Source organism: Psychrobacillus sp. 05T411 (assembly GCF_056396485.1).
The window spans coordinates 123,214-145,474 of the sequence record NZ_JBFTLO010000005.1; the positions used below are offsets into that span (position 1 = coordinate 123,214).

The 22,261-nt window shown below is 36.5% G+C and carries 20 protein-coding genes; 11 read left to right on the forward strand and 9 right to left on the reverse strand.

From position 1 onward, the window contains the following. Positions 1–15: 15 nt before the first annotated feature. On the reverse strand, positions 16–657 hold the full coding sequence (locus AC1DFT_RS05510) for a Yip1 family protein (protein WP_477918188.1): 642 nt from the start codon (positions 655–657) through the stop codon (positions 16–18). Between the two features lie 213 nt (positions 658–870). On the opposite strand from AC1DFT_RS05510, the gene AC1DFT_RS05515 reads away from it, so the two are divergent. The 6 genes from AC1DFT_RS05515 (at position 871) to AC1DFT_RS05540 (ending at position 5,718) form a co-directional block, all read left to right on the forward strand. Continuing rightward, positions 871–1,683 (forward strand): hypothetical protein, encoded by an 813-nt coding sequence (locus tag AC1DFT_RS05515; RefSeq protein ID WP_477918189.1) that lies wholly within the window; start codon positions 871–873, stop codon positions 1,681–1,683. Positions 1,684–1,874: 191 nt separating this feature from the next. Further along, complete coding sequence (locus AC1DFT_RS05520) at positions 1,875–2,075, forward strand: hypothetical protein (RefSeq protein ID WP_477918190.1); 201 nt, start codon at positions 1,875–1,877, stop codon at positions 2,073–2,075. 160 nt (positions 2,076–2,235) lie between these two features. Continuing rightward, complete coding sequence (locus AC1DFT_RS05525; RefSeq protein WP_477918191.1) at positions 2,236–2,937, forward strand: response regulator transcription factor; 702 nt, start codon at positions 2,236–2,238, stop codon at positions 2,935–2,937. Further along, the gene (locus tag AC1DFT_RS05530) at positions 2,934–4,304 is read left to right on the forward strand and encodes a sensor histidine kinase (RefSeq protein ID WP_477918192.1); all 1,371 of its coding nucleotides are present in this window, start codon (positions 2,934–2,936) and stop codon (positions 4,302–4,304) included. The genes AC1DFT_RS05525 and AC1DFT_RS05530 overlap by 4 nt, the downstream gene beginning before the upstream one ends. A gap of 76 nt (positions 4,305–4,380) precedes the next feature. Further along, positions 4,381–4,956: a PepSY domain-containing protein gene (locus AC1DFT_RS05535; protein ID WP_477918193.1), complete on the forward strand. Its 576-nt coding sequence runs from the start codon at positions 4,381–4,383 to the stop codon at positions 4,954–4,956. A 192-nt stretch (positions 4,957–5,148) separates the two neighbouring features. Beyond that, positions 5,149–5,718: a PepSY domain-containing protein gene (locus AC1DFT_RS05540; protein WP_477918194.1), complete on the forward strand. Its 570-nt coding sequence runs from the start codon at positions 5,149–5,151 to the stop codon at positions 5,716–5,718. A 92-nt stretch (positions 5,719–5,810) separates the two neighbouring features. Here the strand turns inward: AC1DFT_RS05540 and AC1DFT_RS05545 are convergent, their stop codons facing one another. Genes AC1DFT_RS05545 through AC1DFT_RS05555 form a run of 3 tightly spaced genes read right to left on the reverse strand, consistent with a single transcriptional unit; the run spans position 5,811 to position 10,114 of the window. Beyond that, positions 5,811–7,244 carry a M20 family metallopeptidase gene (locus AC1DFT_RS05545; RefSeq protein ID WP_477918195.1) on the reverse strand — a complete coding sequence of 478 codons (1,434 nt, stop codon included), beginning with the start codon at positions 7,242–7,244 and terminating at the stop codon, positions 5,811–5,813. 6 nt (positions 7,245–7,250) lie between these two features. After that, entirely contained in the window at positions 7,251–8,555 is a 1,305-nt protein-coding gene (locus tag AC1DFT_RS05550) for an amidohydrolase (RefSeq protein ID WP_477918196.1), read from the reverse strand. 26 nt (positions 8,556–8,581) lie between these two features. Next, positions 8,582–10,114 carry an AbgT family transporter gene (locus AC1DFT_RS05555; RefSeq protein ID WP_477918197.1) on the reverse strand — a complete coding sequence of 511 codons (1,533 nt, stop codon included), beginning with the start codon at positions 10,112–10,114 and terminating at the stop codon, positions 8,582–8,584. Positions 10,115–10,230: 116 nt separating this feature from the next. Between AC1DFT_RS05555 and AC1DFT_RS05560 the strand changes: the two genes are divergently transcribed. Then, positions 10,231–11,544, forward strand: a complete 1,314-nt coding sequence (locus AC1DFT_RS05560) for a hypothetical protein (RefSeq protein WP_477918198.1) — start codon at positions 10,231–10,233, stop codon at positions 11,542–11,544. A 96-nt stretch (positions 11,545–11,640) separates the two neighbouring features. Here AC1DFT_RS05560 and AC1DFT_RS05565 read toward each other — a convergent pair whose 3' ends face one another. After that, positions 11,641–12,282 (reverse strand): SIMPL domain-containing protein, encoded by a 642-nt coding sequence (locus AC1DFT_RS05565; RefSeq protein WP_477918199.1) that lies wholly within the window; start codon positions 12,280–12,282, stop codon positions 11,641–11,643. Positions 12,283–12,460: 178 nt separating this feature from the next. Here AC1DFT_RS05565 and yyaC point away from each other — a divergent pair, with 178 nt between their 5' ends. Next, positions 12,461–13,033, forward strand: a complete 573-nt coding sequence (gene yyaC / locus AC1DFT_RS05570; RefSeq protein WP_477918200.1) for a spore protease YyaC — start codon at positions 12,461–12,463, stop codon at positions 13,031–13,033. A gap of 40 nt (positions 13,034–13,073) precedes the next feature. On the opposite strand, the gene AC1DFT_RS05575 is transcribed toward yyaC, so the two are convergent. The 4 genes from AC1DFT_RS05575 to AC1DFT_RS05590 form a co-directional block, all read right to left on the reverse strand. Next, positions 13,074–14,396 (reverse strand): CitMHS family transporter, encoded by a 1,323-nt coding sequence (locus AC1DFT_RS05575; protein ID WP_477918201.1) that lies wholly within the window; start codon positions 14,394–14,396, stop codon positions 13,074–13,076. A gap of 250 nt (positions 14,397–14,646) precedes the next feature. Continuing rightward, on the reverse strand, positions 14,647–15,351 hold the full coding sequence (locus tag AC1DFT_RS05580) for a response regulator (RefSeq protein ID WP_477918202.1): 705 nt from the start codon (positions 15,349–15,351) through the stop codon (positions 14,647–14,649). Between the two features lie 19 nt (positions 15,352–15,370). Continuing rightward, the gene (locus AC1DFT_RS05585) at positions 15,371–16,957 is read right to left on the reverse strand and encodes an ATP-binding protein (RefSeq protein WP_477918203.1); all 1,587 of its coding nucleotides are present in this window, start codon (positions 16,955–16,957) and stop codon (positions 15,371–15,373) included. A gap of 958 nt (positions 16,958–17,915) precedes the next feature. Beyond that, a complete protein-coding gene (locus tag AC1DFT_RS05590) occupies positions 17,916–18,665 on the reverse strand; it encodes a 3D domain-containing protein (protein ID WP_477918204.1) in 750 nt (249 codons plus the stop codon). A gap of 430 nt (positions 18,666–19,095) precedes the next feature. Between AC1DFT_RS05590 and AC1DFT_RS05595 the strand changes: the two genes are divergently transcribed. Genes AC1DFT_RS05595 through AC1DFT_RS05605 form a run of 3 tightly spaced genes read left to right on the forward strand, consistent with a single transcriptional unit; the run spans position 19,096 to position 22,260 of the window. Then, positions 19,096–19,752: a PIG-L deacetylase family protein gene (locus AC1DFT_RS05595; protein ID WP_477918205.1), complete on the forward strand. Its 657-nt coding sequence runs from the start codon at positions 19,096–19,098 to the stop codon at positions 19,750–19,752. After that, positions 19,749–21,092: a glycosyltransferase family 4 protein gene (locus AC1DFT_RS05600; RefSeq protein ID WP_477918206.1), complete on the forward strand. Its 1,344-nt coding sequence runs from the start codon at positions 19,749–19,751 to the stop codon at positions 21,090–21,092. Before AC1DFT_RS05595 ends, AC1DFT_RS05600 begins: the two co-directional genes overlap by 4 nt. Then, on the forward strand, positions 21,082–22,260 hold the full coding sequence (locus AC1DFT_RS05605; protein WP_477918207.1) for a carboxylate--amine ligase: 1,179 nt from the start codon (positions 21,082–21,084) through the stop codon (positions 22,258–22,260). The genes AC1DFT_RS05600 and AC1DFT_RS05605 overlap by 11 nt, the downstream gene beginning before the upstream one ends. Position 22,261: the final 1 nt, after the last annotated feature.

A 22,261-nucleotide genomic window follows, 5' to 3' on the forward strand; every position in this document is an offset into this window, starting at 1 on the left:
AGTCCCCTAAAACTATTAGTATTGCCCTGACATAACGGAAAAAATAACGATAAATGTAATGATGAACACAATGATTCCAATAATAATCGATGGAATGATAAGCGTTGCAAATCCTTTCCAACTAGAAAACTGATGAACCTCACCAATCCCTTTACTCTGAATAACAATCATCCAAATCGCTAATGCGGTCATGATAAAAAACGATAATAACAACCAGCCAATTGCACCTGCTGATACTGGTCCATTCGTCATATCTGCAAATCCACTGTGAGCAATAAATGCCGCTATAATATAGTACGGTGTCATCCAAATAATAGGAATCGCATTTACCCCAACCGCCTGAAGCATTTCTTTAAACTTTCCAGTACCACCAAACCATTTTCCAACCCAAGTATAAATAGCTGCTCCTATCGTTAATCCAATTAAACCGAATATCGGACCAAGCAAAATAGCACCAATTAGTATTAGCCACAAAGAAACATCAAAATTCTTTTCCCATTCACCTATTACCCCAATTGTATTAGGAATACCTGCAATCGCCGCAATCGTTAACGAATATCTCAAATCCTTATAATCTAGCACGTAGCGAATCGTTTGTCTTGTAGAAAACCAAATAGAGAAAAACGGATTTAGCTTTTCCATTTCTTCCTCGTTCAATTTACTCCCCCTCCAGGTTTCTTTCTCTTTTAAATTATGCCAGTACACCCAATTTTATTTATCACTCCTTTACTTCATTCGACAAAAACCAGCAATTTCCTTCCAATATTGAAGTCTTTGAAAAGTAAGCTATAGCAATTTCTTCACTCAAATAAAGGTAGGCACATAACATACTGAATGATGACCAGTTACTTTTAAAAGGGGTATGTAAAAATGAAAAAATCAGAGGTACAAATATTTACCACAGCGCTAGCAATGAATAAGGATCAGCGTCGTTTTGTTGCCGACAAATATAAAGATTCCTTAGAAGAGCAAAAATTAGTAAATCTACATGTAATAAATTGTATTACTCAACTTGAAAAATCGTGTCAAACGATATTGGAAGATATGCGCAAACAAGAAAAGGCCTTGAACCTTCAAAAAAAAATGCAAAGACAAAATTATCTGCATCTAAGAGACATTTTCCTTGAAATGGCACGGACATCCAGTAATTATAAAACTTATATAAAAAAACAAGAGCGTTCCCTTCACGCAATAAACGAACATATAAATAAGCAAGATGGTTTTAATAAATTACTCACAAGAAGATCACATAAACAGTATGAATTATTAAACCGACTGGAGCAAAGCGTTCACAATCACGATAACTATTTTGAATCTGTTTTAAATCAACTCGAAAAAAACGCAATGTATAATCAAGCAGCCTTAGAGAAACAGGACACACTTGAGAAAATGAATGAAATCATTCTGAAAAACATGAAACAGCAAGAATTACAACTGGAGGAAGCTTTTGAAGAAGTGAAATCATTATTAGAAAAAGTATTAGAAGTAAAAGGAAACATGCGCACACTTATATCCTCCCTTCCTCCAAACTATCCAATCAAACAAGTAATAGTGGAAGGTGTTGCCATATCTTTAGAAAATTTTCTTTTCGTAAACAATAAATTGGATATTGCATATTTTTCAGATGGACTGGAGACAATCTCCGTTGCCATTGGGAATATTGAAGCTATTCGTTGGGAATAAGGAAAGCAGGCTGCATAATAGACAGCCTGCTTTTCTTATATTATGCATAGTCTTTTATTTAATTTATTACGTAGAAAACGAAAATATTTTTCTATTCAAGATAGAAACCTAAGCGTTAGCAAATAGATTTAATACAGTATAGTAATCTCTCCAAACCGGAGAGAATTTTTTTGTGTGGGAGGTGGATATATATGAATGAAAGTATTTGTGACCTATTAGCTACTTTCCCAACAGGTTATGCTCTTGAAGCTGTTTTCATGGAGAGTACTCGTGTACCTGTAGAAAGATTTGTAAGCGTGAATTTAGACACTAATCTTGCTTACTTTACTAAAGCTGGTGGCAGATTATATGTAGCAGATTGCACAAGACTTAACTCAGTCGAGTTCTTGTAATTAATCACGAAATTTCTACCTCCTATCGTTTCACTCTTGTATGTCTATGTCTAAGATAAAGTAGAAAGAATAACTCAATTGGTTCTTAGCGATTCAATTGAGTTATATACATAACTCCCCTAGAATAAAGAAAGCAAATAATCGCGAGGTGAAATGACTTTTGACGAAAGAATCCATACTAATTGTAGAAGACGAAGAGAAGATTTTAAGACTGCTGGAAATCGAGTTAGAATATGAAGGATACCAACTAGGGAAAGCCACTAATGGAAGGGATGCTCTAGAAGCTTATCTCTCCAAGGAATGGGACTTAATATTATTAGATGTCATGCTTCCTGCTTTGAGTGGAATTGAATTACTTCGACGCATTCGATTAAAAGATTCCTTAATCCCAGTTATTTTGTTAACCGCAAAAGATTCGATTGAAGACAAAGTATCAGGTCTTGATCTTGGAGCCAACGATTATATTACCAAACCTTTTCGTATGGAAGAATTACTTGCAAGAATTCGTGCAGTTTTACGAATAAAACAAGTTACATCATCCATAAACGCCGTAGACGATGAATGGCTTCATGCCGGCGATTTAAAGGTAAACGAAAAAACACGAGAAGTGATTCGGCAAAAAAGTGATATTGACTTAACCCCAAAAGAATATGACTTACTTTTATATTTATTAAAAAATAAGCGGCAAGTTTTAGATCGCGATCAAATTCTAGAAGCGGTTTGGGGCTATGACTACGATGGAGAAACAAAAATAGTCGATGTATATATTCGTTATCTCAGAAAAAAAGTGGATGCAAATTATGATCAGGCACTCATCCATACGGTAAGAGGCGTCGGTTATGTGTTAAAGGAAGCGACATGAAACTTCGAAATAAGATTAATTTATATACTTCCGTGTTATTTATTGCTTTATTAATTCTTATGAATGCTTCTATTTATATTCTTTTCAGCCATTTAATGATGACAAACGAACTAAATAGAGCAGAGGCTAATGTCGATAAGATTGTAACGAATATCGGTGACAATATGGATCTTATTCCACCTGCTCAACTTCTTCTTGCCTATGTTCCCGTCGATGGGATGATTCGAGTACTAAATAATGATTTAACGATTAACGAGAAAATCACTACCCCCTCAGAGGGAGAGGAAGCATTAAAAGCACGGCCTGCTCGATTTGAACCTGGCCAAGTAAGTGAAGTCATCACCCTTGAAAAAAAGCGCTATGTGTTCACCTCCTATCCAGTCGTTTGGAATGATGGTAATGTAGTGAGCCTGCAAGTAACAAACAGTATACAGGCAACGGACGACATGCTTAATATACTACGTTTCGTGCTGATAGTTGTAACGATCATCGCTATGATTCCTGTTTTTCTGTCTAGTAGAGTATTGAGTAATTTAATAATCCAACCAATTAGGTCCATGATTGACACCATGAAGGATATTCAAAAAAGTGCTCAATTTAAAAGACTAGAACTGGAAAAAACTTCGGAAATCGAACTAGTGGAAATGGGTGAAACATTTAATCATATGATTGATATACTCCAGTCCAATTTTGAAAAACAAGAACAATTTGTCTCGAATGCTTCACATGAGTTAAGAACCCCACTTACAATTATTGAAAACTACGCTGACCTGCTAAAGCGGAGAGGTTTGGAAAGACCCGACTTATTTGAAGAATCGATTGATGCTATTCACTCAGAAGCCGTGCGAATGAGAGAAATGACTGAGCAGTTATTACAACTTGCAAGGCAGCATGAGCAATGGAATATCCAGTTGGAACAAATAAACGTAACAGAACTTGTAGAAGAAACCGCAAACACTTTTCAACACACCTATCAACGAAACGTACTAGTAACAAGTAATGAAATTACGAATGGTTACACCGATGCACAAAGACTGAAACAATTACTTTACATCTTTTTAGATAATGCCCGGAAATATAGTGAGGACCAAATTACGATTCATATCGGTCAAGCTTCCGATGAGACCTATATCCAAATTAGAGATAAAGGAATGGGAATTCCAAAACATGATTTACCTCATCTATTTGATCGTTTTTATCGCGTGGACCAAGCAAGAAGCAGAAAACAAGGCGGTTCTGGACTAGGACTTACGATGGCAAAGCAAATAGCCGATACAATTGGGATACGAATAGAATTGGATAGCTTAGAAAATCTTGGAACGACTATTACGCTTTTTTTCAAATCAACAGAAAATGAGGAGAGGTAACCGACCATTTCTCATCATTTTCTTACTTTTAGATTGTATACTAGGGCTAACAAATAGTTGTATGGAGTGATTTAGAATGAAAAGGAAATGGATATGGTCGGTAGGAGTTATTCTCCTTGTTGTTTGCTTGATCTTCTGGCTAGCCCCTTCTATCTCAGCAAAAGACCTAACAGAAGAAGAAGCGAATTCAGTTGTACTTGAAAAGTATCCCGGAGATATTATAAATACAACAAAGACCGAAAGAGAATATCAAATAGAATTGAAGCTCGAAACTGGTGTATATCTCATTAAAATAGATGCAAAAAGCGGAGATGTGCTATCCCTATTCCAAACAGAAAAAGCAGAAAAGCCCGTCCAAGAAGCACCGGAGCAACCGGAAAAAGAAGTCATTGCACCGACGAAAGTAGACAAAGTACCAGAAAAAGCACCTACTGAAATCATCCCAATAACAAAACAAGAAGCAGTAGAGATTGCAGCCAAGCATCTTAAAGGAACGGCAGACGGGGATGATACAGAGTTTCACCAAATTCCTGGTCAAACTCCCTATTACCTAGTAGATGTGGAAATCGAGAACGGTGAGGATGACCGCGAAGCAACCGTCCAAGTGGATGCTTACACCGGAGAAGTGAAATCAGTCAATTGGGATGACTGATGGATTCCACTCATTCTTTACTTTAATAGCGACCGATACATCTGAATATGGAGATGTATCCGTCGCTTTATTCATTTATGAAAAAAATCGAGTCTTATTCTCTCCAAGTTTTAACCTTCCTTTCCCCGTCCTTTAGTTTTGTCTGGTTATAGTATTAACTGTAAGGCAAAACAAACTTAGGAGGAAAAAATGATGAAAAAATTAGTTATTGGTTCATTAGCAACTACTCTATTAGTGAGCGGGGCAATCGGAATTCATGCTTATGCACAAGAAGATGATGGTAAATTAGAAAGCAAAGAAATTGTGAACGCTACAAAAACACTAATCTCCGAAAAAGAAGCGATTGCTATCGCTAAAAAACAAGTGAACGGTGAAGTTATTGAAATTGAGTTAGATTCCGATGATGGAAGATATGAATATGAATTAGACCTTCGTGATGATAAAGGACATTATGACATTACAATCGATGCTACTACCGGTAAAGTGCTTGAGTTAGATTTGGATGATGATAACGATGACGATGATAATAAAAAAGCTACTGCAAAAGCGACGTCTCCAAAATCACTAATCTCAGAAAAAGAAGCGATTGCTATTGCAAAAAAACAAGTGAACGGCGAAGTTATCGAAATTGAATTGGACGAAGACGATAATAGATATGAATATGAAATAGAACTTCGTACAAATAAAGGGGAAGCTGACATCACAATCGACGCTACTACTGGTGAAGTGTTAGAACTTGATCTGGATGACGATGACAACTAAGTTTTAAAAGCAGATTAAAAAGGTACCAAGCTATTGGATAATCATAGCATGGTACCTTTTTTACATGTTAATCTGTTAATTCCACTTAGTTACTAAATACTTGGTTGTAAAACTTTTGGTAATGGATTTTGATAAGCATTTTTTGTATGTTTTGCTAGTTCTTCTTTTGCTTTTTCAATTAACTCGGGATTTTCAAAAATCTCTACTGCGCTAGCAGCAAGGACTTTCCCAGCATATAATAGTCCTTTATGTGCCAACGAAGTTTTCCCTTGCGAAACAAGTTGCCACGTGTGGAGAGGAGTCCCTGCTACAAAACATGTTGTAAAAAATTGGGCAGTTGGTACAATCCAACTAACATCCCCTACGTCTGTGGATCCTTGCATTACTTCACGGGTTTTAGCATAAGGGATAACCTCATTGAAAAACGGGTAATCTGTTGTATAAAATTGGTCGCTTATTTGATAGTTAGATAGTTTTTGTGCATCCAAAATAGCGGAATCTACTTCCTCAACTGTAATAGTGCTAGCCATTTTCCGTGCATAACTAAGTTCTTTTTCGTCGTAATTTGGTAATCCGAAAGCTTCCAACTGATCTTGTAAAACAATATTTAACGTATCGTTTGGAATGTAATTAGAGCATGCCTTATCAAAGCGTACCGTCACCTTTGTTCCGGTCATCAAAGCCGCTCCTTCAGCAATATTAATAACACGCTGATAAATATCTTCTACTTCTTTAATATGCGGAGCCCGTATTAAATACAGTACTTCCGCATCTGATTGAACAACATTTGGAGAAGATCCACCTGTATTAGTGACAGCATAATGTACTTTTGCTTCAGAAATAATATGTTCACGTAAATAATTGACCCCAACATTCATTAACTCGACTGCATCCAATGCACTTCGTCCTAGATGAGGTGAATTGGCAGCGTGCGATGCTTTCCCTTCAAAAGAGAAATAAACTTGATAATTCGCAAGAGATGAAAACGAAAAGACACCAGAATATGAGTTTGGATGCCATGTAAGCGCCACATCGACATCGTTAAAGACACCCTCACGGACCATATAAGTTTTTCCTGATCCGCCTTCTTCTCCAGGACATCCAAAGTATTTTATAGAACCAGTAATTTTCTTTTCCTCAATAAGTTGCTTTAAAGCAATAACTGCTGCAATTCCTGCAGTACCTAATAAGTTATGACCGCAGCCATGCCCATTTCCATTTTCCTCTAAAGCTTCTCTTATATCTGAAGCTTCTCTTTGACTAAGCCCTGAAAGTGCATCAAATTCGCCAAGGATCCCAATCACTGGTTTATCTTGTCCGAATGTTGCCGTAAAAGCTGTTTCGATGCCTCCCACTCCACGTTCTACAGAAAAACCATTGTCCTCTAAAAAACCGCTTAACAGTTTAGTAGATTGATATTCTTGAAAACGCGTTTCTGGCGTTTCCCAGATTCGATCACTTAACGTTGTGATTTCCTTACTTTTTTCCTCTATTAAAGAATCAATTAAACCTATTACATCAACCATTTAGTATTACCTACTTTCATTTTGATAAAGCTGTTCAATCGTAGCTAACCATGTATGTAAAGCAATAAATAGTACCGCTTCATCGATGTCAAATTTCTCATGATGATGACCCGCTGCTAAGGTTGTTCCAAAGACGGCATATGTAGCAAGTCCACCTTGTCTTTGGACTCGATCCATCATATAGGTTGCGTCCTCTGAACCAGCCGCAAACTTGGAGCTTGGTATAATTTCTTCTACACCATTAACATTCTTTGCTGCATGAGCAACCATTTCTATTAATTTTTCAGAAGAGGAACAAGTTTTGGCAGCCCCGACTATTTCATAAGAAAGCTCCGTTCCATACATGTTCGATGCTCCCTCTAAGACAGATAGTGCTTGCTCATGAACATACATATGTACATCGCTATTTTCCCCACGCGTTTCCAATTGTAAAGAAGCATGCGCTGGCACAATATTACGTCCATCTCCAGCTATACAAGTACCTACATTTATACGTGATGCACCGCCACTATGATTTGGGATTGCATGGAGTCCCAGTATTGCTGAAGCCGCAGCAAGTAAAGCATTTTTCCCCTTTTCAGGCTCTGCCCCTGCATGTGCAGCTTTTCCAGTAAATTTTGCATCAATTTTAGTTGTCGCTAGAAATCCATTTGTACCTGCAAGAACTGTACCTAACGGCGAACCTGCTCCTACATGCATACCTAAAAAGTAATCAACACCATCTAATACACCAGCATCAACCATTGATTTTGCACCGCGAACACCTTCTTCTGCAGGCTGAAAAATGATCTTAATAGTTCCCTCAATATGATCTGTATTATTTGCAAGTACGCTCGCTAAACCTAAACCAATTGCACAATGAGCATCGTGCCCACAAGCGTGCATATTTCCTTCATACTGTGAACGGAAACCAAATTGCTGGGGAATATGAGATGGCTCAGAAGATTCTTCTATTTCTAAAGCATCCATATCAAAACGGAAAGCAATGGTTGGACCTGATTTCTTCCCTTTAATTGTTCCAACTACTCCTGTAAATCCTCCAACCATTTTTTCCATATACTCCAAGTAACCGCCGTGCTCCTTGGCCTTCTCATAATAAAGTGCCAAATATTCTTCAGAAGGTAACCCCATCCTAGTTTCTGATAATACTTCTTTTCCTATCTGCACTTGAAACCCTAATTGACTTAATTCATGCGCGATAATCGAGGCAGTACGAAATTCTGTCCATCCTACTTCGGGATATTGATGAAAATCTCTTCTCCATGTAAGCATTTGCTCAGTCAAATTGGGATTCATTGTAAAAATGTCCACCCTTACCACTCCTTAGATTAAGTAAATTACAGATGTAATGAAACACCTGGTCCAATCGGAATTCCAAACAATGCGAAAACTAACATTAAAATAATCCAAACTATTAGAAACGCTATAGTATACGGAATCATAAGTGACATAAGCGTACCAATACCTGCTTTTTTATCATACACATGCATAAACGATAGAATTATCGCGAAATAAGGATTTAAAGGTGTCACCATATTGGTAGAAGATTCACCAATACGATACGCCAACTGAATAAATGCCGGGTGATAGCCAAGTACCATAAACAACGGAATAAACACCGGACCGACTAATGACCACAAGGCAGAACCACTAATAATAAATAAGCTTAGAAATGCTGTTAATAAAACAAACAACACAATAACAAAGACATTGGTCATATTTAGTGTTGTCAATAATGCCGCACTATTAACTGCAAACCAAATGGCAATATTACTCCAGTTAAAGTAAGCCACAAACTGAGCAATCATAAAAATCAGTACAATATATCCAGATAAACTTCCGATAGCTTCCGTCATCAATTTTGGAATATCAGCTGAAGATTTAATCTTCTTCGTACTAATACCATAAGTAATACCTACTACTAAAAAGAATAAAAATAGAATTGGTATAATGCCCGATAAAAATGGGGATCGCAATATAGTGCCATCCTCATTTAAGAGGGGCGAATTAGGGATAAGCATGCCCATGACAATTATAGCAATGAAAGCGATTGCAGAGATAAGAGAATTACGTAAACCTCTTTTTTCTATCGGACTTATATCGTTGGAGATAGTCTGTTGCTCTCCCTTATATACACCTAAACGCGGTTCGACATATTTCTCGGTAATAAAAGTACCTAGAGCTGCTAGAACAAATGTAGAAATACTCATGAAAAACCAGTTATCAAGTGGTGTCACCATAACATCTGGATTAATTCCTTGCGAAATTTCAGTAGAAATACCCGATAAAAGTGCATCTGTACCAGCGATTAATATATTGGCAGTGAAACCAATACCTGTACTCGCTAAGCCGACTGCTAAACCAGCTATTGGATGGCGACCGACAGATAAGAAAACGAGCGCCGCTAAAGGTGGTACTATAACAAAAGCTGCATCAGAAGCAACATTTCCTAAAATTCCGATGAAGAATACTGCAAACGTAATAATTTTTTTGGGTGTACTTAGAATTGCCCTTTTCATGAGCATTTCTAATAATCCGACTTTTTCTGCTAAACCAATACCTAGCATAATCGTTAGAACTAAACCTAGAGGAGCGAACCCCGTAAAGTTTTTAAGCGTATCTGATAAAATGAACTGAATACCTTCATTAGAAATAATACTTTTAACCGCAACCATTTCCTGTGTATTCGGATGAACAACCGCTGCCTTAAATAAACTTAAAATCCATGATAGAATGACGAGAAGAACTGTTAAGTAGAAAAACAAGATAAACGGATGTGGAAGCTTGTTTCCTACTTTCTCAATAATAGACAAAAATTTTGAAAATCTATTTTCATCGTTCTTTTCAACCTTAGTAAATACTTGTTGCAATAGAATCACCCCTTTTTCGATTAAAAGACCCCTTTGTGATATGTCTTTAAATAACAGAGTAAACTAACAGCAAAAAAATATCAATATATTTTTAGAAAAAGGAGAAAAGTTTAAAAATGCCGAGAATTCTTATTTTCACTACAAAAAATTCATTAAAATGGGTAAAGAATGTTGATACTTTGGGCATTGAACAATGTAATTTTATTTTTACTATTTATGATTCTTTAGCACATTTACAAGAAATATTTCTCGAAAAAATTCATCAAGTGGATGGTATATTATTTAGTGGACAAATTCCTTATTTTTTCATTAAACAATATTTTCCGAATGTACCCGTGCCAATGTTACATTTTGACGTCACCCAAGAGGACTTTTACAGAACTCTTTCCGAATATATTTATAAACATAAAGACTTCCAAATGAAGAGATGTTTAGTAGATTTTTTGTATGAAGAAAACAATTATTTAGGTGTATATGAATGGGCTGAAAAAGATGATACTCCTTATATCTTTGATCTTAGTATGCAAGCATACGCAGATATGGACGTATATAATAAAATGCGTGATTTTCACGTGGAGATGTGGAAACAAAACAAAGTGGATGTGAGTATGACACGACTAGGTAATTTGCCTGAAATGTTGGAGCCATATGGTATCAAGCCTTTATTAGTTGTTCCTTCTGAACAAAGTATGATTAAGATAATAGAGGCTTTGTTAAAAGAAATTCAGCTTCTACAATTAATTGAAAACCAGGTAGTTATTGCTCATTTAGAGATGTCTATTAATCGAGATAACGTGGCGGACTTAGAATATCGACAAATGTCATTACATAAAGCTATTCTCGACTTTAGCAAAAACAATCAAATGTCCTTTATCATCCATCGAAATGCTTTCTATTATGAAATCATTACAAATTATAGCGACTTCAAATCGATCACAAATGAGATGAAAAACTGTCAATTAGCATCTTTTCTCACACAAGAATTACAATTCCCTGTGCACATTGGATGGGGTGTTGGGCATTCTATTCAAGAAGCACAGCTTAATGCAGAAAAAGCCGCACAAATGTGTGCAGCTTTAGAAACTCAGGCCTATATTTTAACTAAAGAGGAGACACTAATCGGACCACTAGGTGACAAAGATTGGATAAAGGTAGATACGCAATATGATTTGGAAATTGAGAAATTAAGTACAAAACTTAACACTTCCCCTTTGCAAATACAAAAAATTATTGCTGTTATGGATAAACTACAATCAAACATGGTGGCGTCAGAAGACTTAAGCATTCACTTAGGAATTACACCAAGAGCTGCAAATCGCATACTCAAGAAATTAGAGGAGAATGGTGCAGCAACTGTAACTACTCAATTGCAAAAGAAACTACGAGGACGTCCAAAAAAAGTATATGAAATTCATTTTGACGACTTATAAAAGATCGGTACATGAAATTCGTTTTTTAGACAAATAGAAATCTAGCAGTATTTTGATCTGCTAGATTTCATGTAATAAAGCTATTTTATTTACTAATCAATATTGAAACTTAACCCTTACCGCTGCGCTTATCGTGATTTGTCCTTCTTCAATTGGAGTCGTAAAGCTCTGTTCTGCCATCGCAACAGATTTATATGCTACAGGTTGACTCTGACTTTCCTCCACTATCTCTATCGGATGTGGATGCAAAGGTAATTGCATCGTTTCGGCTATCGTCTTTGCTTTTGTTTGTGCATCTTGAAGAGCTAGACGTAGTGCTTGTTGGTAATATGGGGTCGTATCATCGATTCTAAATTGCACAGATGAAACGCGATTAGCACCATTTTGTACAGCGGTATCGATGACAGTACCGACTTGACTAGCGTCTGTTACTTTTACAGAAATTGCGTTCCTTACCTCATACCCCCGAAAGACTTGTCTTCCGTCTACAAAATCATAATTTGGAACTATGTTATAAGCAGAGGTTTGAATATCTTCTCTAGGAATACCTAACGCTAAAATAGATTGAATAACTTGGTTCATTATATTCGCATTTTCTTGTTGGACTTTACTTAAGTCTTCCCCCTCAGTACTGACTTCTAGTTGAAGCTGCACATAATTTGGCTGTGCATCAACTTTTCCATTACCTGTCACTATTATGACTCGCATCGGAGGGTATTGAACGTTCGAAAAATACATTAAATTGCCCCTTTCCTATTGTCCCTACTCATATTCTATGCTCCTTATTCTAAAAACATAATACCCCCTCCATGAAGCAAAGAAACGGCACTTGAAATTCAAACAATTCAGACTTATACTACGGTTACAATGATAGAACATGCTTATATGAACTTTCAAATGAGGGGAGCGTGACGGGTTGTTTCCTTTTAAGAAAAAAGAAAAAGTGCACATGCAAAACAATGCATTGTATTACAGTTATTCAGCGAGCTCATCGAACGAAGAAGATATGGATGAGATGTCCTATCTACTTCGAACATTATGTAGGGCATCTACTAACGATATCGTTTTTCTATGTATTGGATCAGATCGTTCCACCGGGGATTCCTATGGGCCTTTTGTTGGAACTATGCTAAAAGAACAAAACTTCCCCTTTCAAGTTTTCGGAACAATTTCGGAACCTGTTCATGCATTAAACTTGAAAGTCGTACTAGAAGAAATTCATCGTCAATTCAGCAATCCTATTATTTTCAGTGTGGATGCCTGTTTAGGAGATGATCATCAAATCGGTTCCATTATATTAAAAGAGGGTCCACTTACTCCAGGATATGCTATTAATAACCTATTGCCTGCAGTCGGTAACTATCATTTAAAAGGTATTGTAAATTACTTAGATCCAAACTATCCCGTGAACTCATTAAATAGCACGAGACTAGATACCGTCATGAGTCTCGCAAAAACGACATCTACTATACTTTTAAAATCCATATAAAAAATGACGATGAATCCTTTCGATTCATCGTCATTTTTTATTATCCAATTGTAATAACACCTAATACTAACGCTCCAAGTGTCATCACAACAACTGTTCCAAAAGCCCATTTTAAGGCAAATCGTTGCAAATCACCGAATTCCGTTTCAACTAAGCCAATCAATAAATGCGCTGCTGCAACTAAAGGACTTAGTACATGAATTGGTTGACCAATCAACGATGCACGCCCTATTTCTACAGCACTCACTCCGTACGCTTCGGCAGCTTGCGAAATAATCGGTAATACACCAAAATAGAATGCATTATTCGACATAAAGAAAGTAAATGGTGCACTCAAGAATGCAACAATTACTGTTAAGTAAGGTCCCATTGCATCAGGAATAATCGCTACTAATGTTTTAGCCATCGCATCAATCATTTCAGTACCGGTCATAATACCTGTGAAAATACCTGCTGCGATAACAATAGACACTACAGCTAATGCATTTTTTGAATGTACTGCAATACGTTCTTGTTGCAATTTCAATTCTGGATAGTTCACTAGCAATGCAATTCCAAATGCAATCATAAACAAGACCGCTAATGACATGAAATCTAAAATTAGACAAACCATCAATAAAATCGTCAAACCTAGGTTGAACCATACTAGTTTCGGACGTTTATAATCCGCTACTTCAGCTGTTGCAGCTAGCTCAGGATTCGCACCAAACTGATTAGCTCCAGTTTTTTGAATTGGTTCAAGCTCAATAACACCAATTCTTTTGCGTTCCATTTTCCCTAACATAAACGCTGCTACAATTACCCAAACAAGACCTATTCCCATTACTGGAATCATTGGGATGAATAATTCAGAAGAATCTAGTCCTAGCGACGCCATAGCCATAGCGGATGCTCCACCCCATGGTGTCATATTCATAACGCCCATAGATAACATAGCTACTGTTGCTAAAACTAAACGATTCATACCGAGTCGTTTATATAGTGGTAATAATGAAGATACCGTGATGATGTAAGTCGTTGTCCCATCTCCATCTAACGCTACCATCATAGAAAGTACAGCAGTCCCTATAACAATCTTTAAAGGATCTCCTTTTACTAACTGCAATATCTTAGCGATTAAAGGATCAAATAAACCCGTATCGATCATAATCCCGAAATATAAAATGGCAAATAAAATCATAATTGCTGTCATTGCTACCTTTTCTACACCAGCTGCCATCATTGGTCCTAAATCTGTTAGGAATCCACCGATAATTCCAAAAATAATTGGCACTATCATAATTGCTACTAAAGCTGAAAGTCGCTTCGACATGATTAAATACATAAATACCGCGACCATTGAAAAACCTAATAGTGATAACATATATTAACCCCCCATTACTTTGAAAACGCGCTCGCCGTCACTTAACACTCCCATCGTCCGAACTAAATGATAGCGCTTTCTTCGTTGTTTTCTAATTTTTATAATCTTATCAGCTTTAAAATATTTAAAATACAAAAAGATAATAATGGGTATTTTTTTTATTGTTATTATTAATTTCATATTTTTCACGTGCCATCTTACGTGAAAAACCCCTGTTAAGAAACGCATAAAACGAATCATTAACAGGGGTTTATTTGATTAGTCGTTTATATTTTCTTTCAGGTCTTCCAACACTTCCGTACAGAACTTCTACTTCCATTTCTTCCAGTGAAACTAGATACTCCAAATAGCGGCGCATAGTTGAATAACTGATCCCAACTAGTTGACTAAACTCATCTGCGCTTAAACTTTCATTGATATGCACAATTTTACTTCGAACTAATTTCAATGTGTGCTTATCAATTCCTTTTGGATAAGTAACTTGTTTAGTAGCAGATACTGACTTTACTTTATTGTTGGAACGGAATAAATCATCTATATTTTCCTGATTCACTAATGGATTTAGATGTAATTGTTCTCTCACTTCGTCATATTGCTTTAATGTGGCAATAAATTTATCGATGATGATGGGCTTTATAAGATACCCGAACGCTCCACCCCGTATCGCTTCACTAACAGTTTTGGTATCATTTGCAGCGGTGATCATAATAACGTCGATGCCACGATATTCTTTCCGAATTTCCCGAAGTAGCTCTATTCCATTCATATCAGGCAAATATACATCGAGCAGTAGTAACTGTGGCTGAATAACTTTTAATAATTGTAGTGCTTGACTCCCTGAACTAGCTGTAGCAATGACATTGTAATATTCGAGTTGATTGGTAAACTGCTTATAAATATTTACTGCATCTTCATCATCTTCCACTATAATGACATTTATCGTCTCTCTCGACATATTCACACCTCCTTTTACCCTAACTATTTTGTGGAATAATAATGGTAAATCTAGCTCCGCCTAATTCACTCTTGTCCACATAAATCTGACCATTCAACAACCCAATGGAATTCTTTACAATAGCTAACCCAATCCCATGGTTTTCTCCACTTTTTGTCGTGTATCCTTCTTGGAAAATGGTATCTTCCATCGTCAGAGGAACGCCTGGTCCATTATCTTCGATATCAAAAATAATTTCTTTTCCTAAATCGGTAAAAGAAACTTTGACCAAACCTTTATGTTCGTTCTGTTTCCTCGCTGCTTCCATTGCATTGTCTATTATATTACCAATTATAGGGACAAAATGATTCGATTTATCATTAGCTAAGATGCTATCTAATCGACTGTCAGAATCAATTTCCAAAGTAACTTGCAACTCTTTTGAACGATTCATTTTACCTAGCAAACATGCCGCGATTAAAGGATCTCTTACAGATTCCATAAGGAATGATACAATATTTTGTCGTTCACTCACTTCCGAAGAAACGATGTTAATCGCACGGTCATATTCTTTTAAAATAAGCAACCCATATATGGTGTTTAATTTATTTAAAAACTCATGGTTTTGAGCTCTCATGTTTTCCGAGAAGGTTTTTATTTTCGAAAATTCTTCGGCCAATTGTTCAATTTCTGACACAGTTCGTATCGTTAAAACAACTCCCAAAATCTCTTCCTTAATAAGTATAGGGGAAGCATCCAGTACATACAGTTGTTGGTTTAGTAACAATTTCCTACTCGTATAGCTTTCTTTTGTTGCAATTGCTTCATTAATATATTTTTCAAGTTGGTTGTCTGCAATAATGGAACCTATAATAAGCTGCTGGTCATGAAATAATTCACGCGCTCGCCGATTCATCGATGTAATCTTTTTTTCAATATTCACGGTAATCGTTGCATCACGAATGGATTCTAGCGTTGCTTCTTTCTCTGTAAATAGGAAGGAGATCTCTGCTGGCTCTAGTCCATAGGTCAGTTTTTTTAACCTTCTCGCTATTAATATTGCACCGCCGATTCCTATTAATAGCGGAATAATAGCTAGTTGAATCACATGCTTTCTATAATTTAGTACTTGTTGCTCTATGCTATTTACTAAAAATCCAACAGAGGAGACACCGATAACTTCCCCTTTGTCGTTCCAAATCGGCGTTTTCGCTTTTATGGCTGGTCCTGATATCCCATTACCTCGGTAAATGATGGATTTGTGCTCCTGAAGTGCCGCATCATTACTCGTAGCTGTTGGTTTTCCGATATTTACAGGATTAGGATGTGAATACCGTATCCCTTGTTCATTAGCAACAGTGACGTAATCTGCCCCGGTTGTTTCACGAATCGTTTCTGAAATTAGTTGAATACGCTTGGATGGATCTTCATCTTCAAATGCTTCAATAATTGTAGGATTTTGTGCAGTTAATTTTGCGACAGTCATCGCTTGTTTGCCCATATTGTTTTCCACAATATCATCGAGCATTGTCGAAAAAAGGATGCTTACTAGCAATGTGCTGATTAGCACAACAACTATTATAAGTAGCGTCATTTGTTTCAATAACGTCACTCGTGATTTTTTCATTGAAATACCCATAACCTCACTTCACGCCTTCGGAATCATTCATATACACTTAGTGTTAACGCCTATCCAGTTATTATATAGTTTGTATCTCTTTTCTTCAATGAATGGAAAAGCAATACTTTTGTTCAAGTAAATAAAGTGGAAGTGGGCTTTACATGTATCTTGCTTACCAGAGTAGCCCATTGAAGATATTTTGTACATTATAGGGATAATGCGTCTTAGTGACCGCTGTGATTTTCGCTACAGTCGTACGCTTTCCACCGGGTAAGCGATGAGCCTTCACCGCCGCTTAGGCGGACGTTGTGAAGTCTCATTTTGCTCACTTATCCGGTAGGAGTCGACGCCTGCAGCGAAAATCAATGAAAATTGCTTACTTATTCCGTATCGACTAGCTAAAAACAAAATCTTATACAGTTTTTCGACTGTATGAATCCAATAAATGGCTTAGAGCAACCAATCAGTTATTGAAAGCAACCAATTCTATTCTGAAAGCAATCAAATCAGCAGGAGAGCAACTAAATTGCCGGTGAAAGCAACCATTTCTTAAAATAGCTCTTTACTTGGATTGAGACGACTAGGAATTGGATGCATTATTTCTAAAGGTTGCGCAAATGGTCTATAATGTTGTGAGTTTGAAGGGAGATTTTACAAGTAACGAATGCAACGTTACGCATTTTTTATTGGATAATCTTCTCCGAATAAATAGAGTGGATATTGATGCCGCAGCGCGCCGGGCCGCATGAGCCGCAGTCATGAGACCCACTCGTGTGCAACACGAGTTGGCTCATGCAAGGTGCGGCAAGCGCGAAGGCTAGTGGTTACTTCTCTACGACGCACTTTCTATAAAAAGCGGCATTCCTTATGTTGTTAAGAAAAAGTTGTCCACTTACCTCCTACTTGATTATCTCCTAAAACACAAAAAAAGATGAGCGCAAGGACCCACCTTTTACATATTCTCTTAATCTAAAATTTTTACTTTAACAGTTTTCTTGCCCCAATTGATTGCTTCTTGTTTTGATGGAATGAAAATATCTATTTTATTTCCTTTAATCGACCCGCCAGTATCCCCAGCAATTGCTTCACCGTATCCTTCTACCCAAACCTTAGAACCTAGTGGAATAACGGAAGGATCTACAGAAATAACTTTTTGTTGTGGGTTTGCAATTAAATCAATACCAGTCGCTGTTATACCTGAGCATCCTTCACAAGATGCTGTATACGCTGTTGAAGTAACAGTCAGTTCTTTTGCTGTAGATGCTACAGGAGCTGATGGTTTAGGCGTAGCAGGTGCAGTAGATACATTTGCGACTGGTAAAGAAGCCGTACTTACTTTACGTTCAACCTTTTTAGTCCCATCAATTACTAATTCATCTCCAGGTTGTATTAAATCACTAGTAAGTTGATTACGCTTCATTAATTCATCCACGGATAGATTATGTAGTTTGGCAATATCAAAAAGCGTATCTCCCAATACAACGATATGCGTTTCAGACATCTCTTCTATTTTCAACTTTTGAGATGGATATATAATAGTTGAGTCAAGTCCATTCCATGCTTGCAAGTCTTGTACAGTTACATTCTTCTCTTTTGAAATAGACCAAAGTGTATCTCCTTTTTCTACCGTATGAACGCTTGATGCGGATGCTTGTCCCGCCGCTCCTACTGATAATGCTGCAATTACCGTTAGCGCAACAATTTGTTTTTTCATAAAATGAATTTCCTCCTTTTCACTAACGACACTTAGTTTAACATTTAAAGATTTCAATACTATTGCAGAATTGTGAGAAAGAGATATCAATTATATGACAAGAGTGATTACACTTTAATGGCAAAATCGATTTGCACTTTTTTTAGATATTTGAATAACTGGTAATTATGGAAACCACATAGTCTTGACCCAGTTAAAGTTTGCTTTTTTTGTCGAAATAAAGTTTCAACTACATAGGGGAGAAAGCCAAGGTACATTCGGTTTTGAGACATATTATGTAGAATGTACTCAAACTAATAATTGATAGGCTAACTGATGTTCAGAAAGCTTTAGCCTAATCTGCACTCTGTGTTTACATGATTTTAAAGAACAAGCATAATTAATCGATTCAGTATAGTGAATCACTATTAAACTTGAGAGGGTGAATAAGATGAATGAAAGAGTTTTAGTAATTGCTGCACACCCTGACGATGAGATTCTCGGAAGCGGTGGAACGATAAAGAAACTAATTAACAATGGATTCAAAGTTATCACTGTTGTTATGGCGAAAGGACGGATAGAAGAAGAGCAAAATATGCAGCAAAAAGTGTCAAATGCAAATAAATACCTAGGGATAGAGGAGTCTATTTTCTTAGAATATCCAAATCTACTATTAGAAACTTTTCCATTACATGTAATTATCAAAAAGATTGAATCTTTAATAGCTAAGTATGAACCATCTATGATTTTTACCCATCATTACGGTGACATTAATAAGGACCATCAAATTGTGTTTCAAGCCGTATTAACAGCCGCCCGTCCGTTACCTGGCAAAAAGGCGATTGAACTCCTTTGTTTTGAAACTGTTTCTTCCAGTGAATGGAGTCATCATACGAATGATAAGTCCTTTAAACCTAATTATTATGTCGATATTACAGATACGATCTTAGAAAAACTAGAGGCACTTCAGTTCTATGATGTAGAAATGAGACCATTCCCTCACCCACGCTCTTACAAAGGTGTAAAACATTTAGCCCAGGTACGTKGGATGACTATTGGCGTTGAATATGCAGAAGCTTTTGAAACCATTAGGAGGATTTGGAAATGATAGATAAACAAATGAATAATCTACATTTTCTCTCTTTCCCGGATCCTTATCATGTCTCCGTTACGGACCATTACTATGGTGTGCCCCCTTCCTACGAAGAAACAAAGACAGAAAAAATGAAGGTAAAGAATAAAGAGCAATCATCTATTGAAGCGATACAAAGTAAAAAACTTCGAATTTTAATTACTACGTTTTGGGACTATCCTGCTGTAGGAGGACTTCAAAACTATATTTCCACACTTAAGATCGGCTTGGAAAAGTTAGGACATATTGTTGATGTTATTGCTCCCAATCAATTTCCTCGAGATATTATGAAAGAAATGGAAAATAATTTTACTAACAAAACCGAGCAATTTTATAATAATCGCTACGGTTGTTCCAGCCAAGTAATTGTAAAACAAAATGTACGTCTAGCTAGTTATGAAATGATGTTAAGAAACATGAATTTAGAGATATATGATATTTTTCACGCACAAGACCGTTTTACAGCCAACGTACTCGGAAGAATAAACCGCTATTACCAAAAACCACTATTGTTTACCCCACATGGTTTTATGACTCATCGTAGACTTCAGTTTAATCTTTTGGAAAAGGGTTCCGTAGAAGAAGCCTACTTTTTATCAATGGATCAAAAGGCCACAGAGAGTTCCAACCACATGATTATCCTATGTGAAGCCTTTCGCCCCCTTTTGAAAAATATGGGAGTTGAAGATAGTAAAATGACAACTATTTATACTGGTCTTGATTTTAATTTAGAGAACACTAAAAAAACAGCAAAAGACAAAACAATTATTACTTGTGTTTCACGTCTTCGTCCTCGTAAAGGTCATAAATACTTGTTTGAAGCTCTCGCGCTATTAGAAAGCGCTCTCAAAAATGTTGAGGTATGGATTGTAGGCGATGGAGAAATGAAAGAACAACTGGAAGCTCAGGTGAACACTTTACAATTAGATAATGTCTTCTTTCTAGGAGCTAGAACTGATGTGCCTGAATTGTTAAACCAATCTGATATTTTTGTTCTACCAACCACAAGCGATACGTTACCGATTTCCATTATCGAAGCGATGTTTGCCGAAAAAGCAATTATTACGACGAATTGCGGCGGCATTCTGGAAATCATCAAGGACCAGCATTCAGGATTAATTGTAGAACAAAAAAATGCTCTCCAATTATCCGAAAAATTATCTCTTCTTTTACGCGACTCATCTTTAAGGGAAACCTTAGCTCAAAATGCAAAAGCATTTGCAAATAAGCATTTGACAAGTTTGAATATGGTAAAAAAAACAGAAGAAATCTATCAATCTTTTCAATGCCAAGGAGAGAAAAAAGATGCGACATAATATTTCCGCTGTTGTATTGGATTTAAGCGCCACGGGGATTGGAATCGTTCGAAGTTTGAAAGAAAAAGGTATTAAAGTGTATGCATTTGACATAAAAGGTAAATATGAAATTGGTAAAACTCGTCATGCAACTTGTGGTATTTGTCCTAATCCCGTTTCTGATGAAAAAGAATTACTTCAATTTCTAACTATTTTCGGAAAGAAACTTAACAATAAACCTGTTCTCTATGCGGGCTCAGATGATTTTGTCCATTTTATATCTAAACATAGATCCATATTATATCGTTACTATCGTTTCTTATTACCAGTACACTCACTAGTTGAAGCAGTGTTAGATAAAACATTAACGTATGAATTAGCCGTAAAGCATAATATTCCATGTCCTAAAACCTTTGCAATCCACAATGAGACTCAACTTGAACAAATCATTAATGAAATCACCTTCCCTTGTATTTTAAAACCAGTCCATTCATCTGATTTCCGTAAGCAAATCGATCATAATTTGTACAAAAAAGCAATTATGGTAGATCAAGCATCGGAATTACGAAAAGAATATCTTATTTACCGACCTTTCGGTGAACTGATGCTCCAAGAAGTGATTCCCGGCAATGAAGAATGCATCTATTCCGTAAAAACGCTTTTTGATGATCAGATGAATTTGACTGGCATATGGATGAACCAAAAAATTCATCAGTTTCCTCCTAATTTTGGTTCCTCTGCTATGGTCATTAGTAAAAGAGATGAGGAAGTTATTCAAAAAGCTGTATCTTTCCTCTCAGAGATAAAGTTCAAAGGCTTGGCCATTACAGAATTCAAAAGAGATCAAAGAGATGGAGAGTTAAAATTTATTGAGATCAACGCAAGAATCGGGCTTACACAAAGATTATCAACCGCAGTCGGTGTTAACTTAGCCTACTTATATTATTTGTTGTTAACCGATCAAAATCCATCACCAGTAACGAGTCAAAAAGATGGAGTAAAATGGGTTTATCTAGTTCGAGATTTTATTTCTTTTGTTCAAAATAGAAGAAATGGGAAGATGACACTGGCCAATTGGTTAAAGGGGCTATCAGGGAAAAAAGTAGAAGCTCTTTTTGCATGGAATGATCCACTTCCATTTATTAGAAGCTTTATATCCCACCTGCGAAATTTATGGTGGAGACGATGAA

What these genes read in the sequence shown, in the direction of transcription:
- AC1DFT_RS05515 (WP_477918189.1), top strand. Translation starts at nt 871, where the DNA reads ATGAAAAAATCAGAGGTACAAATATTTACCACAGCGCTAGCAATGAAT.
- AC1DFT_RS05520 (WP_477918190.1), top strand. Translation starts at nt 1,875, where the DNA reads ATGAATGAAAGTATTTGTGACCTATTAGCTACTTTCCCAACAGGTTAT.
- AC1DFT_RS05530 (WP_477918192.1), top strand. Translation starts at nt 2,934, where the DNA reads ATGAAACTTCGAAATAAGATTAATTTATATACTTCCGTGTTATTTATT.
- AC1DFT_RS05535 (WP_477918193.1), top strand. Translation starts at nt 4,381, where the DNA reads ATGAAAAGGAAATGGATATGGTCGGTAGGAGTTATTCTCCTTGTTGTT.
- AC1DFT_RS05540 (WP_477918194.1), top strand. Translation starts at nt 5,149, where the DNA reads ATGAAAAAATTAGTTATTGGTTCATTAGCAACTACTCTATTAGTGAGC.
- AC1DFT_RS05545 (WP_477918195.1), bottom strand. Translation starts at nt 7,244, where the DNA reads ATGGTTGATGTAATAGGTTTAATTGATTCTTTAATAGAGGAAAAAAGT.
- AC1DFT_RS05560 (WP_477918198.1), top strand. Translation starts at nt 10,231, where the DNA reads ATGCCGAGAATTCTTATTTTCACTACAAAAAATTCATTAAAATGGGTA.
- AC1DFT_RS05565 (WP_477918199.1), bottom strand. Translation starts at nt 12,282, where the DNA reads ATGTATTTTTCGAACGTTCAATACCCTCCGATGCGAGTCATAATAGTG.
- AC1DFT_RS05575 (WP_477918201.1), bottom strand. Translation starts at nt 14,396, where the DNA reads ATGTTATCACTATTAGGTTTTTCAATGGTCGCGGTATTTATGTATTTA.
- AC1DFT_RS05580 (WP_477918202.1), bottom strand. Translation starts at nt 15,351, where the DNA reads ATGTCGAGAGAGACGATAAATGTCATTATAGTGGAAGATGATGAAGAT.
- AC1DFT_RS05585 (WP_477918203.1), bottom strand. Translation starts at nt 16,957, where the DNA reads ATGAAAAAATCACGAGTGACGTTATTGAAACAAATGACGCTACTTATA.
- AC1DFT_RS05590 (WP_477918204.1), bottom strand. Translation starts at nt 18,665, where the DNA reads ATGAAAAAACAAATTGTTGCGCTAACGGTAATTGCAGCATTATCAGTA.
- AC1DFT_RS05600 (WP_477918206.1), top strand. Translation starts at nt 19,749, where the DNA reads ATGATAGATAAACAAATGAATAATCTACATTTTCTCTCTTTCCCGGAT.
- AC1DFT_RS05605 (WP_477918207.1), top strand. Translation starts at nt 21,082, where the DNA reads ATGCGACATAATATTTCCGCTGTTGTATTGGATTTAAGCGCCACGGGG.